Annotated in this window: 16 protein-coding genes; 7 read left to right on the forward strand and 9 right to left on the reverse strand. The window is 53.6% G+C overall.

The genetic code is table 11. The features are described from left to right. The first annotated feature begins 22 nt into the window (after positions 1-22). The 4 genes from ACXKZG_RS10165 (at position 23) to rlmA (ending at position 3,019) form a co-directional block, all read left to right on the forward strand. Positions 23-1,027: an MBL fold metallo-hydrolase gene (locus ACXKZG_RS10165; RefSeq protein ID WP_488876155.1), complete on the forward strand. Its 1,005-nt coding sequence runs from the start codon at positions 23-25 to the stop codon at positions 1,025-1,027. 538 nt (positions 1,028-1,565) lie between these two features. Beyond that, on the forward strand, positions 1,566-1,685 hold the full coding sequence (locus ACXKZG_RS10170; protein WP_013202481.1) for a DUF2627 domain-containing protein: 120 nt from the start codon (positions 1,566-1,568) through the stop codon (positions 1,683-1,685). A 38-nt stretch (positions 1,686-1,723) separates the two neighbouring features. Beyond that, positions 1,724-1,933, forward strand: coding sequence for a transcription antiterminator/RNA stability regulator CspE (cspE, locus tag ACXKZG_RS10175; protein ID WP_001062678.1), 210 nt, complete (start codon positions 1,724-1,726; stop codon positions 1,931-1,933). Positions 1,934-2,104: 171 nt separating this feature from the next. Beyond that, entirely contained in the window at positions 2,105-3,019 is a 915-nt protein-coding gene (gene rlmA, locus ACXKZG_RS10180; protein ID WP_206400872.1) for a 23S rRNA (guanine(745)-N(1))-methyltransferase, read from the forward strand. 15 nt (positions 3,020-3,034) lie between these two features. Here the strand turns inward: rlmA and ACXKZG_RS10185 are convergent, their stop codons facing one another. From ACXKZG_RS10185 to manX, 4 genes are all read right to left on the reverse strand, one after another. Then, positions 3,035-3,493, reverse strand: coding sequence for a DUF986 family protein (locus tag ACXKZG_RS10185; RefSeq protein ID WP_134824289.1), 459 nt, complete (start codon positions 3,491-3,493; stop codon positions 3,035-3,037). A gap of 92 nt (positions 3,494-3,585) precedes the next feature. After that, a complete protein-coding gene (locus ACXKZG_RS10190; protein ID WP_013202478.1) occupies positions 3,586-4,449 on the reverse strand; it encodes a PTS mannose transporter subunit IID in 864 nt (287 codons plus the stop codon). Between the two features lie 16 nt (positions 4,450-4,465). Further along, positions 4,466-5,266 carry a PTS mannose/fructose/sorbose transporter subunit IIC gene (locus tag ACXKZG_RS10195; RefSeq protein WP_013202477.1) on the reverse strand — a complete coding sequence of 267 codons (801 nt, stop codon included), beginning with the start codon at positions 5,264-5,266 and terminating at the stop codon, positions 4,466-4,468. A gap of 66 nt (positions 5,267-5,332) precedes the next feature. Further along, positions 5,333-6,304 (reverse strand): PTS mannose transporter subunit IIAB, encoded by a 972-nt coding sequence (gene manX, locus ACXKZG_RS10200; protein WP_488876156.1) that lies wholly within the window; start codon positions 6,302-6,304, stop codon positions 5,333-5,335. Positions 6,305-6,840: 536 nt separating this feature from the next. Here manX and ACXKZG_RS10205 point away from each other — a divergent pair. Further along, positions 6,841-8,406 (forward strand): TerC family protein, encoded by a 1,566-nt coding sequence (locus ACXKZG_RS10205; RefSeq protein WP_013202475.1) that lies wholly within the window; start codon positions 6,841-6,843, stop codon positions 8,404-8,406. Positions 8,407-8,445: 39 nt separating this feature from the next. Here ACXKZG_RS10205 and ACXKZG_RS10210 read toward each other — a convergent pair whose 3' ends face one another. The 4 genes from ACXKZG_RS10210 to pabB all read right to left on the reverse strand — a co-directional run bounded on the left by ACXKZG_RS10210 (position 8,446) and on the right by pabB (position 13,904). After that, complete coding sequence (locus tag ACXKZG_RS10210; protein ID WP_134824287.1) at positions 8,446-10,008, reverse strand: EAL domain-containing protein; 1,563 nt, start codon at positions 10,006-10,008, stop codon at positions 8,446-8,448. Positions 10,009-10,266: 258 nt separating this feature from the next. Continuing rightward, the gene (locus ACXKZG_RS10215; RefSeq protein WP_488876157.1) at positions 10,267-11,631 is read right to left on the reverse strand and encodes an L-serine ammonia-lyase; all 1,365 of its coding nucleotides are present in this window, start codon (positions 11,629-11,631) and stop codon (positions 10,267-10,269) included. A gap of 328 nt (positions 11,632-11,959) precedes the next feature. Further along, positions 11,960-12,547, reverse strand: coding sequence for a CoA pyrophosphatase (locus tag ACXKZG_RS10220; RefSeq protein WP_488876158.1), 588 nt, complete (start codon positions 12,545-12,547; stop codon positions 11,960-11,962). Next, the gene (gene pabB, locus ACXKZG_RS10225) at positions 12,540-13,904 is read right to left on the reverse strand and encodes an aminodeoxychorismate synthase component 1 (protein ID WP_013202471.1); all 1,365 of its coding nucleotides are present in this window, start codon (positions 13,902-13,904) and stop codon (positions 12,540-12,542) included. The genes ACXKZG_RS10220 and pabB overlap by 8 nt, the downstream gene beginning before the upstream one ends. A 111-nt stretch (positions 13,905-14,015) precedes the next feature. Here pabB and ACXKZG_RS10230 point away from each other — a divergent pair, with 111 nt between their 5' ends. Together ACXKZG_RS10230 and ACXKZG_RS10235 are read left to right on the forward strand one after the other, a co-directional pair. Continuing rightward, the gene (locus ACXKZG_RS10230; protein WP_013202470.1) at positions 14,016-14,264 is read left to right on the forward strand and encodes a YoaH family protein; all 249 of its coding nucleotides are present in this window, start codon (positions 14,016-14,018) and stop codon (positions 14,262-14,264) included. Continuing rightward, positions 14,264-15,265, forward strand: a complete 1,002-nt coding sequence (locus tag ACXKZG_RS10235) for a hypothetical protein (protein WP_488876159.1) — start codon at positions 14,264-14,266, stop codon at positions 15,263-15,265. Before ACXKZG_RS10230 ends, ACXKZG_RS10235 begins: the two co-directional genes overlap by 1 nt. A gap of 18 nt (positions 15,266-15,283) precedes the next feature. On the opposite strand, the gene ACXKZG_RS10240 is transcribed toward ACXKZG_RS10235, so the two are convergent. Continuing rightward, positions 15,284-15,637, reverse strand: a complete 354-nt coding sequence (locus tag ACXKZG_RS10240) for a RidA family protein (protein ID WP_013202468.1) — start codon at positions 15,635-15,637, stop codon at positions 15,284-15,286. Positions 15,638-15,946 lie beyond the last annotated feature (309 nt).

Raw genomic sequence — 15,946 nt, forward strand, 5'->3', positions numbered from 1 at the left:
ATTCACTCAAGGAAGCGTGACTATGGCCTGGAAAAATCCCTGGTACGATGCCGATAAATCGCACCATACGCCTGACGGATTCCGCAATCCCGAGCCTGAGCTGCGACAGAATGGCGATCTGAAGCGCTGGCGTAAAGAGCGCAAGGCGGCGGGATTACCTTTCCCGCCGGCTAAAGGGTACGACCATTTCACCCAACGCTGGTGGCAGCGTGCTGACCTGACGGGGATTGACGATGCCATCTGGTGGCTGGGTCATGCCTGCCTGTTGTTGCGCGTTAACAGCCGCTACACGCTGATTGATCCGGTATTATCGCGCAGAGCCTCGCCGGTCAGTTTCTTCGGCCCTGAACGTAAAACCCCCACGGCACTCGAGATTGACGATTTGCCTGCACTGGACTGCGTGCTGATTTCTCACAGCCATTACGATCATCTCGACAGGCCTACCATCAAAAAAATCCTGAAGCGTTTTCCGCAGGTTGAATTTGTGGTGCCATTAGGGCTTGAACGCTGGTTTAAGGCGTTGGGTGCGATGAACGTCACGCCCCTCGACTGGTGGGGCAATAAAGAGGTCGCGGGAATCTCTGTTCATGCTGTGCCTGCGCGTCACTGGAGCATGCGTACGCCGTGGGATCGCAATCGCTCACTGTGGTGCGGTTGGGTGATCCAGGCCGGTGAACTGAATTTCTGGTTTACCGGTGACAGCGGCTACAGCGAAAACCTTTTGGAAATCCCGCGCAGGCTGGGGCCGTTCAATCTGGCCGCCTTACCGGTCGGCGCGTATGCACCAAAATGGTTCATGCGCGGTCAACATATGGATCCTGAACATGCCGTTTCCCTGCACCAATCACTTGGCGCACCGCTGAGCATCCCCATTCACTGGGGTGTATTTGAACTGGCTGACGAATCCCTGGATGAGCCGCCGATTGTGCTGTCAGAGGCGATGCGCGCAGCAGGATTGGATGAAAGCCGCTTCCAGGCATGGCGAATAGGTGCGAAAAAGTCCCTGAATAATATTGCCCAGGATTAATCCTAAAACGGTTAATTTAACATTTGGCTAAAATGAGAGCAGAGTCTAATAAAGCAAATAGACTGATGGTACGACCGGCAATTAATTGATGCCACAAGATGCGTTTAAATGGGGCAGGCGGGAATACAGTTTCCTGATTTTGGTGCAATTAAAATTCAAATTGTACCAATAGCTTCTTTTTGCATCCGTTAATCATGCAAACGTTTATCCCCTGACCGTATCAGGATAATGAAGAATTTTGAGTAAGCTATGCCACATTTATGCAATGAATTCAGCTTATACTCTGCGCTATAGCGGTATAGGTAATAGACTTAAGCAAAGCGGCAGGCTATGATACACCCCTATGTTTTGAGCATGAATGAGACCCGGGGTTAACAGGTTTCGCGTTAAACGTTTCAGCTCTCCATACGTAATGTGCAATATGTGCCTAAGCCGTTTCAATAGTGTGCGACATCTCTATCAGCGTTTAAAAATGACTTGCCATTAATAAACGAATATGTGATAACGCTTTTGGGTAAAACGAGGTACAGTTCTGTTTATGTATGGCATCTTCAGTAAAGAAGTTTTGAGTAAAGACGTTGACGTTGAATACCACTTCCTTGCCGAGCTTTTATATCGTGCCTCATGCAGTAACTTTTTCTGGTTTTTCTGTACGTAAAGCCCACGGGCGAATAAACACTCTAAGGAATTTGCAAAATGGCAAAGATTAAAGGTCAGGTTAAGTGGTTCAACGAGTCTAAAGGTTTTGGTTTCATCACCCCTGCAGACGGCAGCAAAGACGTGTTCGTACACTTCTCTGCAATCCAGGGTAATGGCTTCAAAACTCTGGCTGAAGGCCAGAACGTTGAGTTCGAAATCCAGGACGGCCAGAAAGGCCCTGCTGCAGTGAACGTCACCGCTATCTAATTTTCGATCTGAGCCTGCTACAGCCCGCGTGGCGCGTAATCCAGGCACGAATCTGAATGCAAAAGCTCTGCCAGCAATGGCAGAGCTTTTTCCATTCTGCGGCCAATAAGGTCTGCCGCTGAACGTCACTTTCCGGTAAACTGCCGCCCGGACCGTTTATGGAGAGTTGTTATGTCTTACCTTTGCCCCCTTTGTCATCTGCCCCTGCTGCCACTGGCAACGGGTTTGCGCTGCGAAAATCAGCACCAGTTTGATCGGGCGAAGGAGGGCTACATCAACCTGTTGCCGGTGCAACACAAGCGTTCCAAGCAGCCCGGTGACAGTGCTGATATGATGCTGGCCCGCCGCGAGTTTCTGGATGCCGGGCATTATCAGCCGTTGCAGGAAAGGGTGTGCGAAATCTTCGAACGGATCCTGCCTGTGCACGCGTCGTCAGTGTTAGATATTGGCTGTGGTGAGGGCTACTACACCCACGCTGTCGCCAGCAGGCTACAGGCGAGGGGAGAGAGTACGGTGTTCGGCCTCGACGTCTCTAAAGTGGCGGTACGCTTTGGTGCCCGGCGTTATCACAATGTAGACTTTTGCGTCGCCTCAAGCCACCGTCTGCCTTTTGCCAAACAGCAATTTGATGCCGTGCTGCGGATATACGCCCCGTGTAAAGCTGAAGAGCTGGCGCGCGTAGTGAAAGAGAGTGGCTATGTACTGACCGTCACTCCTGGCCCGCGTCATCTGATCCAGTTTAAGGCGTTAATTTATCAGGACGTGAAGCTGCATGACGAGACGCCAGAAGAGATGGCCGGTTTTGAGCTGGTCGAACAGCACTCGCTGAATTATCCAATGCAGCTGACCAGCGAGGAGTCCGGCGCTCTGTTGCAGATGACGCCGTTTGCCTGGCGTGCCCGTCCGGAAGTGTGGGGCGTGCTGGCGACCACCACGCAGTTTGACTGTGAAACCGACTTTACTCTGCGACTGTGGCAGCGCAAGAGCGTCGAAGCGGAAGTTATCGCGCCGCTGGCGTCCGCTGAGGAAGCCGTCGTCGAGGCTCCAGCCACTGACGACGATACCGAGGGTGAGGGCGTAGCGTAAGCAGCAGCCCTGTGGCTACTGCTGTTGCACCATATAGTGATAAATGCTTTCCAGGTCATCCAGTTTTCTGACGTGGATTAGCAACCGACGGTTTTCAAGTTCGATCACCAGAATTCCGTCTTCAGACAGATTCATCGCTTTGATCCGCCGATAGTCGATAAAGATATTGGCGTAGTAAAACCCTTCGGGTTTGAACAGCAGCTTAGGCAGGCGGATCCAGAACAGATAAACAGACAGGAAGGCCAACGCCATCAGCAGTGTGGTGGTGATCCTCGGGCCCTGATTGTTGACGTTCTGATAAATCAGAATCGCCACCAGGCCAACAAAAATCAGGCTGTCCAGCTTGTTGCGGCGCTTCAGCAGCACCTTTAATTGTGTCGGCCCTTTCCGCCGGTCCATTATAAACTCATCGTAAATCGCATAAGCCAGAAACAGTGCGATAAACAACACGATGACGTAATCAGTGAGTGACATCTTATCTTCCCCTAAAAGAACAGCCGGCATCGTTCAGGCTAAGCGATGCCGGCTGGTCTCTGAAAAGCCGGGGTTTCCCCCGGCTGCAAACCTTACAGACCTAACAGCCCAATCCAGTAGCCGAAGATCCCAATCACGAAGAAGCCGATGATAATCCACAGCGCGTTCACTTTACGACGCAGCAGCCACATACAGCCGAAGGTCAGTAACAGCGGGATTAAGCCCGGCATCAGCTGATCGAGAATCGACTGCACGGTCGTCACGGTGGTTTTACCGGTCTGATCGGTAATGCGCGAGACAACAAGCGGTACGTTTACGTGCGTCCACTTGTTGACCAGCGCCCCCATCACAAACAGGCCCAGGATCGATGCCCCCTCGGTCAGTTTCTGCAGGAAGCCGCCGCCCATATCGCTAACGATATCGACACCTTTACGGTAGCCATAGGCCACGCCGTAATAACGCACCAGCAAACGCACCACGTTAAACAGCACGAAGAACAGCAGCGGACCCAGCAGGCTGCCGCTCATGGCAATACCGGCACCCAGTGCCGCGAATACCGGACGCACCGTACCCCAGAAAATCGGGTCGCCTACGCCAGCCAGAGGACCCATCAGACCCACTTTGATGCCGTTAATTGCGGCGTCATCGATAGGGGCACCGTTTGCACGCTGCTCTTCCATCGCCATGGTCACACCCAGAACCGGTGCAGCAACGTAAGGGTGGGTGTTGAAGAATTCCAGGTGACGTTTGATTGCCTGTTTGCGGTCGTCGTTATTCTCAGGGTAAAGGCGACGGATCACCGGAACCATGGAGTAACAGAAACCCAGCGCCTGCATACGTTCGAAGTTCCACGAACCCTGGAACAGGTTAGAGCGCAGGAATACACCACGCACATCGCCTGGCGTCAGTTTTTTCAGCGGAGCTGAGGTCGTTGTAGTTGTAGTGGTATCAACCATTTTACTCACCCTTTCCCTAATCTAATTCGTTATCAAGGTCGTTGGTCACTGGCCCGGAAGCCTGACCACCCGCCACGCGGTTATATTTCGGTGCCAGCTGGATATACAGCACCGCCATCACCACACCAATCACACCCAGCGCAACCAGGTTAAAGTTGGTGAAGGCCGCGGTAACGAAACCGAGATAGAAGAAAGGCATCAGATAGCCCGCACGCATCATGTTGATCACCATCGCATAACCGACGACAACGATCATACCACCGGCGATATTCAGTCCGTTGGTCACCACATCCGGGATCGATTCAAGCAGACCCTGAACGACGCTGGTACCCACTGACACTGCCACGATGATGGCCGGGATAGCGATACGCATCGCCTGCAGAACCAGTGCCGAGACATGGATCCAGGAAATCGCGGTCAGGTTCCCTTTTTCGGCGGCTTTATCGGCAGCATGCTGGAAGGCAACGGTAATGGTACGAACGATAATCGTCAGTACCTGACCCGCAGCGGCCAGTGGAATTGCCAGAGCAATACCGGCACCTACGCTTTGTCCGCCGGCAATAACCAGGATGGTAGAAATAATAGAGGCGAGGGCGGCATCCGGGGCCACGGCGGCACCGATGTTCATCCAACCCAGGGCGATCATTTCCAGCGTACCACCGATAATAATACCGGTTTTCATATCGCCCAGAACGGCACCAATTAAGGTACAAGCCACAAGTGGACGGTGGAACTGAAATTCATCGAGAATAGATCCCATACCTGCAATACAGGCAATAATAAATATCAGCACAATTTGAAGAGTGGTAATCTCCATTGTACTTCTCCTCTGACATTCGTGAACTGAGTTAAACCTGACAGATCAGGCAATAATAAGTGAAACTTACTGAGCCACTTTGGCTATCAGGTCCATCATCTTCAGGCGCTGGTCACTGGATACTTTACGCACTTCCAGTTCAATGCCACGTTCATTCAGCTTCTTGAATGCCGCAATATCCTTATCGTCAACGGAAACGGCATTGTTAACCTGCGTTTTACCCTGACGGAATGCCATACCACCAATATTGACGCTCGGGATTTTAACCCCTGCTTCAACCAGGCGTTCTACATCGGTAGGGTTGGTAAACAGCAACATTACGCGGTCGCCGCCATATTTCGGGTTATTCCACACGCGGATCATTTTTGCGATATCTACCACGTGGGCAGTCACGCCAGGCGGAGCAACCTGAGTCAGCAGTGTTTTACGCACATGGTCGGCAGCCACTTCGTCACTGACCACGATAATGCGGGTTACGTTGGTTTCTTTGGTCCAGCGGGTTGCCACCTGTCCGTGGATCAGACGGTCATCGATCCTCGCCAGGCCAATGTTCATATAGTCCTTTGGCCCCATCGGTTTCTGGGCTACCGGTGCGGCTTTTACCGGTGCAGCAGCGACCGCTGCCACAACGGGCTCAGGCTCTTTCGCTTTTAATGCTCGGACGCCTTCGCGGCCGGTCTCAACAGCGACGGCGACCAGCCCATCAAAGCTTGGATCGTCATCTCGAGCCATAAAGGCTTCGACCAGCATCGGGATATTGACCCCGGCAATGACTTCATAATTCTCCTTGTCCACGACGATACGACTGGCGGCATTAAACGGACTGCCTCCCCAGGTATCGACAAGGAAAAGGACGCCTTTGCTGGTATCTAAATCGGTCAGTCTCGCCTGATATTTCTCAATCAGGGTTTCCGCATTTTCGCCGGGTACGAAATCAATCCACCCAACGTTTTGCTGTTCCCCAAGGAGCATTTCAGCTGTTTTTATCAGCTGCTCCGCGGCCCAGCCGTGCGTGCCGATCACAATAGCAATAGTCACTTGCTACCCTCCTTATCCAATTTTCAGCGACCCGGTAACACAGATGAGCCGCGCGAGTATCCGGTTTCAGGTTTTACCCTCAACGTGGATTGAACGTGCTGTTATTCTGGTGAGTGAGCAAAACCCCTAAAGTGGTTAGCGGCTTTTACCTGACCCATGGTTAAGACGGGATTTATTTTAGTCTGCGAAAAAATAAATTATGTGACCGTGCTCAGCTATTTAGATGCTGGGTGCCCGCTTAAGCGCTATCGCTCAAAAGAGCAGCACGAAAAGCAGACTTTGAATGTAAATGTAATAAAATATTTTGACGAAGTGCAGGTGCCTGTTTACAGTAGTGATCCTTATTTAACACAGGAGTAACGGGCCTCAGCCCTCCCTATGGACTGTCACCGACGTCGCTTAATCACCTCACCGGTTCAACCGGCCAGTTTTACCTTGTCCTCTGACGACAATATTCATCCCCTCTGCGTTAATGTCCGCATCGTGTCCGTTCGAACGCCTGCTGCGCTTTCCCGTACCTGTTTCCGGAGTCTGTAATGGAATTTCTTTTAGACCCCTCGATCTGGGCCGGTCTGCTGACGCTGGTCGTGCTCGAAATCGTCCTGGGTATTGATAACTTGGTCTTTATTGCCATTCTGGCGGAAAAACTGCCGCCGAAGCAGCGTGATAAGGCCCGGCTGATCGGACTCTCGCTGGCGCTGGTCATGCGCCTGGGCTTACTGTCACTGATTTCCTGGATGGTGACGTTAACCCGTCCGTTGTTCAGTGTAGGTGACTTCAGCTTTGCCGGCAGGGATTTGATCCTGTTGGCAGGCGGGATATTCCTGTTATTCAAAGCCACCATGGAATTGCACGAACGGCTCGAAAACCGTGAGCATGAAGGGGATGGCAACAAAGGCTACGCCAGCTTCTGGGCGGTTGTGGTCCAGATTGTGATCCTCGATGCCGTCTTCTCGCTTGATGCGGTGATTACCGCTGTCGGTATGGTGAACAACCTGGCGATTATGATGACGGCGGTAGTGATTGCCATGGGCGTGATGCTGTTGGCCTCGAAACCGCTGACCAACTTCGTCAACCAGCATCCAACGGTGGTAGTACTGTGCCTGAGCTTCCTGTTGATGATTGGTCTGAGCCTGGTTGCAGAAGGGTTTGGTTTCCATATTCCGAAAGGCTACCTGTACGCAGCGATTGGCTTCTCTATCCTGATTGAGCTGTTTAACCAGATTGCACGGGTTAACTTTATGCGTCATCAGGCGCGAAAGCCGATGCGTGAGCGCACGGCAGAAGCGATCCTTCGTCTGATGGGCGGCCGTCGTGGCCAGGAAAACGTCAGTGCGGAAGGCAGTGAAGTGGCTGCCATCATGCCGCAGGAAGCGTTTAAGGACGAAGAGCGCTACATGATTAACGGCGTGCTGACGCTGGCCTCGCGCTCGGTGCGCAGCATCATGACGCCGCGGGGTGAAATCTCCTGGGTTGATGCCAATCGTCCGCTGGACGAAGTGCGCATGCAGCTGCTGGATACGCCGCACAGCCTGTTCCCGGTTTGCCGTGGAGAGCTGGATGAAATTATCGGCGTGGTGCGTGCGAAAGAGCTGCTGGTGGCATTGGATCACGGCATTGACGTGGCAACCTTCGCTGCCGCCACGCCGCCAATCATCGTGCCGGAAACGCTGGACCCGATAAATCTGCTGGGCGTGTTACGCAGAGCGAAGGGCAGCTTCGTGGTGGTCACCAGTGAATTTGGCGTCGTGCAGGGGTTGATTACGCCGCTGGACGTGCTGGAAGCCATTGCCGGTGAGTTCCCGGATGAAGATGAAACCCCGGACATTATTGCTGACGGTGACGGCTGGCTGGTGAAGGGCGGAACGGATTTGCACTCGCTGCAACAGCTGCTGAACACCCAGGTGCTGGTCAATCCGGAAGACGATCATGCCTCGCTGGCCGGTCTGCTGATCGCGCAGAAAGGGCAGTTGCCGGTTGCCGGTGAAGTGATTGAGTTACCGCCCGTCAGCTTCCAGATTATCGAAGCGACGGATTACCGTATCGATCTGGTGCGTGTGACTCGGGCGCGGGAACGTCATGAAGAAGATGAAGACGAGTAATCGTTGAGAACAGGGGGGAAGGATCCCCCCCTTTGACACTCAGGCTGTAAGAGACAACTTGTGTTGGCTCAGCCATTCCGGGAAGTCGCCTAACGGCATCGGACGCGCATAGAAATACCCCTGCAAGACATCCACGCCTTTCTCCCGCAGATATTCCGCCTGCTCAGCCGTTTCCACGCCTTCAGCCACCAGGCTGATATTCAGGCGCTGGGCCAGAGAGATCACCATATCCGTTACCGTCGCATTGATGGCATCGGTGCCAATCGCCGCGGTAAAGACTTTATCGATCTTCAGCACATCCGGGCTCAATGTTTTCAGGTATGACAGCGAGCTGTGTCCGGTGCCGAAGTCGTCAATTGCCAGCTTCACGCCAATCTTATGCAGATGGGAAACCACGCGTTGATCCATTTCTGGCAGCGAATCACGTTCGGTCAGCTCTACCACCAGCTGCGGCACCGGATTGGCTGGCCACCACAGGCTTTGCAGATCGTCAATAATCTCGCGGTTATGGAAATGGCTGGCGGCAACGTTTATCGCGATATGGAACGTGGGGCAGTTCGGCATCTGCGGCAAATGGCGCACGATTTCACGCAGCACAAAGCGGGTCAGGGGCGCGATAAGATTCTGCCTTTCTGCCATTGGGATAAACACATCCGGCGGGATCCAGCCCTGACGTGGATTGTGCCAGCGAAGCAGCAGCTCTATACCATCACAATCGCCGGTCTTTGAATTGATCAGCGGCTGGCAATAGACCATAAATTCCCGGGCGGTAATGCCGTAACTGATTTGCCAGGAAAGGCTCATACGGTTGGCGGTTGCCAGCCAGACGATATAGCCCATCAACAGGCTTAACAGCAGCGCCAGAGGTAACTGGGATGGCAAGGTCGACAGCGCCAGGCGAGTCGGCGACGGACCGAAAAGGGTGATTGAGAACGGGTAGCGCAGAGACGCCTTCTCATAGCTGACTTCATCGTCGGACGGTAAGGCCTCTTCAATCATCGGGTTACCGTATTCGAGACTTTTGCCGCTAACATTGATCACCGCGCGTTCAACCCATGGCAGCGTTGGCTCAAGCAAATAGGTGCTCATCATCTCGATATTGATGATTTGCAGGATCCCGGAACGGTTGTTGTTATCGTGAGGCGTCCAAAGCAGCATGATAGGCGATCCCTTCAGCAAATGTTCATCGGTGCTGAGGATCATCCGCTGGTTATTTACCGCCAACTCAGGATAGAACTGACTAAAGGAGAGACTGCTTCTGCCAAAGATGCTGGAGCAATACATCTCGTCGTTATCCACCAGCACAATGGAACGCACGGTTTGTAACGATGCCAGCTTTTCAATCAGCGGGAAGCGGATCTGTTCGCAAGGCAAGCCGACCAGGCCAAGCGTATTGTTGGCCGCCACATCGAGCGGGGAAAACAGTCGATCGAAACGTTGAATTGCATTGTCCGCAAACGTACGCGAATGCTGCTCATTCCGCCCTTTTTCTTCCATAAAACGGAAGGTCAACGTAAGAATGAGCACCAACGCGGCAACCACCACAGCGATTAATAATCGCTTACGGCGAAACTGTCCGAAAACTTCCTGGGACATTTGCATCAGTAACCACCCTTAGATCAAGACGCGCACACAGAGACCGAATCGTTGTTATCGGCAAATGAAAAATTAAGTTTAGTCTTAGAAGTGATAAAAGCAGAATTAAGTAAAACAGTCACTTATCCTGCTTTATTCGCCTGAACACTCTAGCGGTTTCCGGCAATATCGGATAGCGGGGGAAAGAAATTTTTTTAGCGAAACGCGTAAAAGTGCCGCCGGAATGGCGGCACCGAAAATCAGCGGGGCAGCAGCTGATTGGAATCAGTCACACTGAACCTTAATTGCCAGACCACCGCGAGACGTTTCACGGTATTTGGCATTCATGTCCTTGCCCGTTTCATACATGGTTTCAATCACTTTATCTAATGACACGCGGGCTTCACTGGTACGGCGCATCGCCATACGCGCAGAGTTGATCGCTTTAACCGAAGCAATGGCATTGCGCTCTATGCAGGGAACCTGAACCTGGCCTGCCACCGGATCACAGGTCAGCCCCAGGTTATGTTCCATGCCAATTTCGGCCGCCACGCAAACCTGCTCCGGGCTGGCACCCAGCAGTTCAGCCAGACCGGCAGCGGCCATTGAGCAGGCGACACCGACTTCGCCCTGGCAACCGACTTCCGCGCCGGAAATAGAGGCGTTCATTTTATAAAGGATACCCACGGCACCGCAGGCAAGGAAATAGCGGATAAAGATATCCGGGCTGACCGGCTCAATAAAATGATCGTAGTAGGCCAGCACGGCAGGCACGATGCCACAGGCACCGTTAGTCGGTGCGGTGACCACGCGACCGCCCGCCGCATTCTCTTCGTTTACCGCCAGCGCAAACATGTTGACCCAGTCGATCACGTTCATCGGGTCTTTAGACAGCTTATCGGAAGAGACCAGCAGACGGCGCAGGGCAGAAGCACGACGAGGCACGCGCAGCGGACCCGGTAACACGCCCTCGGTATTCAGGCCGCGATCGATACAGTCACGCATGCTCTGCCAGATATCAGTGAAATAGGCTTCGATCTCGGCACGGCTGTGCAGCGCCAGCTCGTTCTTCATAATCATGCCGGAGAGAGACAGCCCGGTATGATGGCAGTGATCCAGCATCTCTTTGGCGGAGTTGAACGCATAGGGCACGGTCACTTCATCCAGCGTTGACTGGCCGAAGTGCTCTTCATCAACGATAAAACCGCCGCCGATGGAATAATAGGTTTTGCTGAAAATGGCGTTGTCGCCCGCCAGCGCAGTGATCCGCATGCCGTTTTCATGCAGCGACAGATTATCGCTGCGGAATACCATGCCACCTTCCCGTGGGAAGTCGACTTCATGGCGGCCATTCGCCAGCAACAGGCGCTGACGCTGTTCGACATCGCGGATAAACGCGGGAATGCCATCGATATCGACGCTTTCCGGCGAGGCGCCGGAGAGCCCCATAATAATGGCGATATCGGTATGGTGACCTTTGCCGGTCAGGGAGAGAGAGCCATAAACGTCCACGGCAACGCGCGTCACGCTATCCAACATGCCGTTAGCAACTAAATCGTCGACAAACAGTTTACCGGCTTTCATCGGCCCCACGGTGTGGGAACTGGAAGGACCAATGCCGATTTTAAACATGTCGAAAACGCTAATCACACTACGCTCCTTAACTGAGCCTGAAGTTCGGTAAAATACTGCTTTAATAGTAATCATCCTGAGACGAATGATCGCATGAAATTAACTAATCATTATCAGACTAAAATGTGATGACAGAAGCGGGTCCAGTTGGTATTGCGGCTGATATTTGCCCAATTACAGCTAGGGCAAAAATAGTGGCTGGCCGTTGCACGCACATCTTGCGGTGTTAATGCGGTGCAATATAAATGATTCCCGCGCGTTGTGCAGTGATTTGACGCGAAGAATGTGCGCCAGGTTGGTGAAAAAAACTGCCTGAGGGGGATTGTGTAGCCGTTGTGTCGGAAAATTAGTCAGTTCGGGCGTGGTTTGCCACCTGCAGACTCAACTGACGAATGATCCCGGCGGTCATCCCCCAGATAAAATAGTCTTCAAACCAGGAGAGCCAGACGCGATGCGACGTGCCATAGCGCTGGATATCCAGGGGTGAATAGCGGCCAAGCCGTAACGCTTCCTGCAACGGCATCTCAAACAGGGATTCAACTTCGTCTTCATTAGGATGCCAGTCGAGCGACGGCGAAAGTATGCCGACGACCGGCGTTACCTGAAAACCGGTGCTGCTGGTCACGGCGGGCAAAACGCCCACCACCCGCACGCTGTCCGGTTGAATAGCCACTTCTTCCTGCGCCTCACGAAGCGCGGTGGCAATTAAAGAAGGATCTTCCGGGTCCATCATTCCACCGGGAAATGCCACCTGACCGGCATGCTTACGCAATGTGGCGGAGCGTCGGGTGAGCAACAGGGTCGGGCGGGGGCGATCGACGATTGGCACCAATACGGCAGCCCGGCGGGTGGGCAGTTGATTTGAGGTCACATCGGGTCGTTGCAGCATAAACCGACTGAGAAAATCGTTGAGCGTCAGGTGCGCATCAGACATCCGCTTGCTCCAGACAGGGTAGAATCCGCATTACCTTATCGAACGTCTCCTGGTATTCAGCCTGCTCCTGACTGTCTGCGACGATCCCGCCGCCAGCCGTGCAGTAGAGGTTTCCCTGTTCGGCGGTCAGCGTGCGAATGGTAATACTGGTGTCCATCTTGCCGCACACGCTGAGATAGCCAATGCTGCCACACCAGGCATTCCGTCGGTGCGGTTCCAGCTCATCGATGATTTCCATCGCTCTGACCTTCGGCGCGCCGGTAATTGAGCCGCCGGGGAAACAGGCGCGTAGCAGATCGCAGGCGCTTAACGCCGGTTTCAGTCTGGCGGTGATGGTGCTGACCAGATGATGTACCGCCGGGAAAGGTTCGACCACAAACAGTTCCGGCACGGCAACGCTGCCAGGCTGGGCAACGCGACCAATATCGTTGCGCAGCAGGTCAACAATCATCACGTTTTCCGCGCGGTCCTTAGGCGAATTTGCCAGCTTCTCCGCCTGTAAACGATCGGCCTCGGGATCGCTGAGCCTCGGCAACGTGCCTTTGATCGGCCGGGTTTCAATGCTGTCGCCGGTCATTTTCAGGAAGCGCTCCGGTGACAGGCTGAGAATGGCGCTGCCAGGCAGGCGCAGGAAAGCGCTGAAAGGCGCACGGTTCTGCTCATTCAACCGTTTGAACGCCTGCCACTCATCACCGCTGTAGCTGGCCTGGAAACGCTGAGCAAGGTTGATTTGATAACAGTCACCGCTGTGTAACCACTGCTGAACACGGCGGAATTTCTCACCGTACTCTTCCCGCGTCAGATTGGAACGCCACGGGCTGGTCAGACGGAAGGGCGTGGTGGGTTTACCTGCGCTCAAGGCGTTCAGCCAGTTGAGGCGGTTTTCCCCATCACCATGCACAATTAAGGTCAGTGCCTGCAGATGGTGGTCGGCGATGAGCGCCCAGTCATAAATGCCGACAGCCATGTCCGGCGTCTGTAAATCCTGTAATGCCACTTGCGGCAGTTGCTCAAAACGGCGGCCTAAATCGTAACCAAATAACCCTAACGCACCGCCCTGAAAAGGAAAATCCGGGTGTTCTTCGGCCTGCAATCCACTCTGTTTGAGCGTCTGATCCAGCAAGCTGAGCGGATCGTCTTCACTGGTTTCCACGCCATCGCCGTGCTGGATACGGGTGGTTTTCCCTTGCGTAATCAGCGTGGTGAGCGGATCGGCCACCATAATATCGAAGCGGTTATCGCTGTGATCGGCAAAACCTGAATGCAGCAGCATCGCCCAGGGTTGATGAGCAACAAAACCAAACAGATTCCCAAGGGCTTCCGGCGTATACTTAAGGGGATAACAGACAGGTGACATGATGATTCAGCAAACCAGACCAATAACAGGCGTTAAGCCTGGCATATTTTTTTGCTGCTGGCATCTGTTTGTTGCGCGTGGAATACGCCGCGCGCACGACCAGGAGTGGATATGATTACAGGTTTACCTTCGCTGTCCTATGAGCAGCAGCAACAGGCCGTTGAACGCATCCAGCAGCTGATGTCTGAAGGCATGAGTAGCGGGCAGGCAATCCAACTGGTTGCTGCCGAAATCCGTGAAAACCACACCGGCGAAATGATCACCGCTTCATTCGATGACGACGATGATGAAGACAACAATGAAGATGAAGAGATCAATCAGGATTACGGCGACGAAGACGAAGAAGACGAAAACTATTAATGCGCCTGCTGCGAACAGTCGGTAAAACGCTTTCGCGGCTGATGGTGCTGCTGGCTTGCTGGATACCCGTCATCCCGCAAGCATTAGCGGCCCCGCAGGCGTGGCCTGCCAGCGCCCGCGAACACACCTTTGCACTGACTGAGAACGCGGGCAACTTCCATTACTTCACGCTCGCGCCTGCCGGTGGCCAGGTGACCCGGGCGTTGATTGTCGTGCACGGTCATCCTCGTGACGTGGGCAACACGCTCACCGCGGCTGCGCAAGCAGCCAGAAATACACCAGACGCCAAAAACATCGCCATTGTTGCTCCGCTTTTCCAGGTATCCAGCACGGATGCCAGCCATTGTCACTCGGACGGCCTGCCTGAGGCTTTACCGGAAGACGCGCTGTGGAATTGTCATTCCTGGTTAGATGGCGGAAAGGATAACGCCGGGAACCTGTCGGCCTTTAGCGCATTGGATGAGACTATCGGCGATCTTAAACAGCGTTGGCCGGCTCTGAGCGAAATCACCGTGGCGGGTTTTTCAGCCGGTGGCCAGTTTGTGCAGCACTACATCGCCTTTTCCCATCCTCCCGCAGGCGTGACGCTGCGCTATGTGGTGGCCGATCCAGGAAGCTGGCTCTATTTTGATGCTTTAAATGCGGACGCCTGTCCTGCCGTAAGCGATTATAAATACGGCATGCACAATCTGCCGGCCTGGCTGCCGGACAATCCCATCAAGGCGAGAGACCGTTATCGTTCCGCAGAGGTTCGCTATCTTGAAGGGAGTGACGATCGGGGAAAAGGAAAAGGGCGCTACTGGCGGATACTGGATAAGTCGTGTGCGGCGATGGCACAGGGCGCGTCGAGGCTGGAACGCGGAGAGAATTACGCCCGCTACGATCGGGATGTATTGAAACCTGCCCGACCACACACCCTGGCGATAGTCGCCGGCTGTGCGCATGATGTGCGTTGCGTTTTTCCTTCAGCGGAAGGACGACAGGCGCTGTTTAAGCCTTAGACACCGCCTGCCAACGGCTTACAGAGCCGCAATAATTTTGATTTCGACCAGATACTTCGGGTTCATCAGGTTAGCCTGAACGGTGCAGCGCACGGGGGCATTACCGGGTGAAACCCAGGCATCCCAGGCACGGTTCATCGCCTGAAAATCCTCTTTGTGCACCAGGAAAATCGTCGCATCAAGAATTTTGCTCTTATCTGAACCCACGCGGGTCAGAAGACTGTCAATCACCGCCAGAGCATTGGCGGTCTGCGCTTCCGCGTCTTCATCCAGATTTTCCGGCACGCTGGTGTAATAGACGGTGTCATTGTGGATCACCGCTTCGGACATGCGGTGCTCTACAGGCTCAACTCTTGTGATTTCTTTCGACATTTTAATACCTTACTCATCATTGGTGCCACGCTTCGCATCGCTGCAGGGCATATTTGGAACATTCTGGTTAAAAATATCATCATTCCGCTTAACATGCTGAGACAAATGGCCTTAAGCCACGTCAGCGTAACCCATCCCGCTAAAGACATATCCGAATGTATGGCTTTCATGACGCAGGTTAAAACAATTCACACCCTGACTGTTACTGTCGGCTTACGGACTCCGTAACATCAGGAAAAATCATGGGCGATTACTACTATCTGGAAACCTTAAACGGACCAAGAGCGAGGAGAGTTGTGCATAAGACGG

This window comes from Erwinia sp. 2186, assembly GCF_057812255.1.

What these genes read in the sequence shown, in the direction of transcription:
- ACXKZG_RS10210 (WP_134824287.1), bottom strand. Translation starts at nt 10,008, where the DNA reads ATGCAAATGTCCCAGGAAGTTTTCGGACAGTTTCGCCGTAAGCGATTA.
- pabB (WP_013202471.1), bottom strand. Translation starts at nt 13,904, where the DNA reads ATGTCACCTGTCTGTTATCCCCTTAAGTATACGCCGGAAGCCCTTGGG.
- ACXKZG_RS10235 (WP_488876159.1), top strand. Translation starts at nt 14,264, where the DNA reads ATGCGCCTGCTGCGAACAGTCGGTAAAACGCTTTCGCGGCTGATGGTG.
- ACXKZG_RS10190 (WP_013202478.1), bottom strand. Translation starts at nt 4,449, where the DNA reads ATGGTTGATACCACTACAACTACAACGACCTCAGCTCCGCTGAAAAAA.
- ACXKZG_RS10165 (WP_488876155.1), top strand. Translation starts at nt 23, where the DNA reads ATGGCCTGGAAAAATCCCTGGTACGATGCCGATAAATCGCACCATACG.
- cspE (WP_001062678.1), top strand. Translation starts at nt 1,724, where the DNA reads ATGGCAAAGATTAAAGGTCAGGTTAAGTGGTTCAACGAGTCTAAAGGT.
- ACXKZG_RS10205 (WP_013202475.1), top strand. Translation starts at nt 6,841, where the DNA reads ATGGAATTTCTTTTAGACCCCTCGATCTGGGCCGGTCTGCTGACGCTG.
- ACXKZG_RS10240 (WP_013202468.1), bottom strand. Translation starts at nt 15,637, where the DNA reads ATGTCGAAAGAAATCACAAGAGTTGAGCCTGTAGAGCACCGCATGTCC.
- ACXKZG_RS10170 (WP_013202481.1), top strand. Translation starts at nt 1,566, where the DNA reads ATGTATGGCATCTTCAGTAAAGAAGTTTTGAGTAAAGACGTTGACGTT.
- ACXKZG_RS10185 (WP_134824289.1), bottom strand. Translation starts at nt 3,493, where the DNA reads ATGTCACTCACTGATTACGTCATCGTGTTGTTTATCGCACTGTTTCTG.
- ACXKZG_RS10230 (WP_013202470.1), top strand. Translation starts at nt 14,016, where the DNA reads ATGATTACAGGTTTACCTTCGCTGTCCTATGAGCAGCAGCAACAGGCC.
- rlmA (WP_206400872.1), top strand. Translation starts at nt 2,105, where the DNA reads ATGTCTTACCTTTGCCCCCTTTGTCATCTGCCCCTGCTGCCACTGGCA.
- ACXKZG_RS10220 (WP_488876158.1), bottom strand. Translation starts at nt 12,547, where the DNA reads ATGTCTGATGCGCACCTGACGCTCAACGATTTTCTCAGTCGGTTTATG.
- ACXKZG_RS10195 (WP_013202477.1), bottom strand. Translation starts at nt 5,266, where the DNA reads ATGGAGATTACCACTCTTCAAATTGTGCTGATATTTATTATTGCCTGT.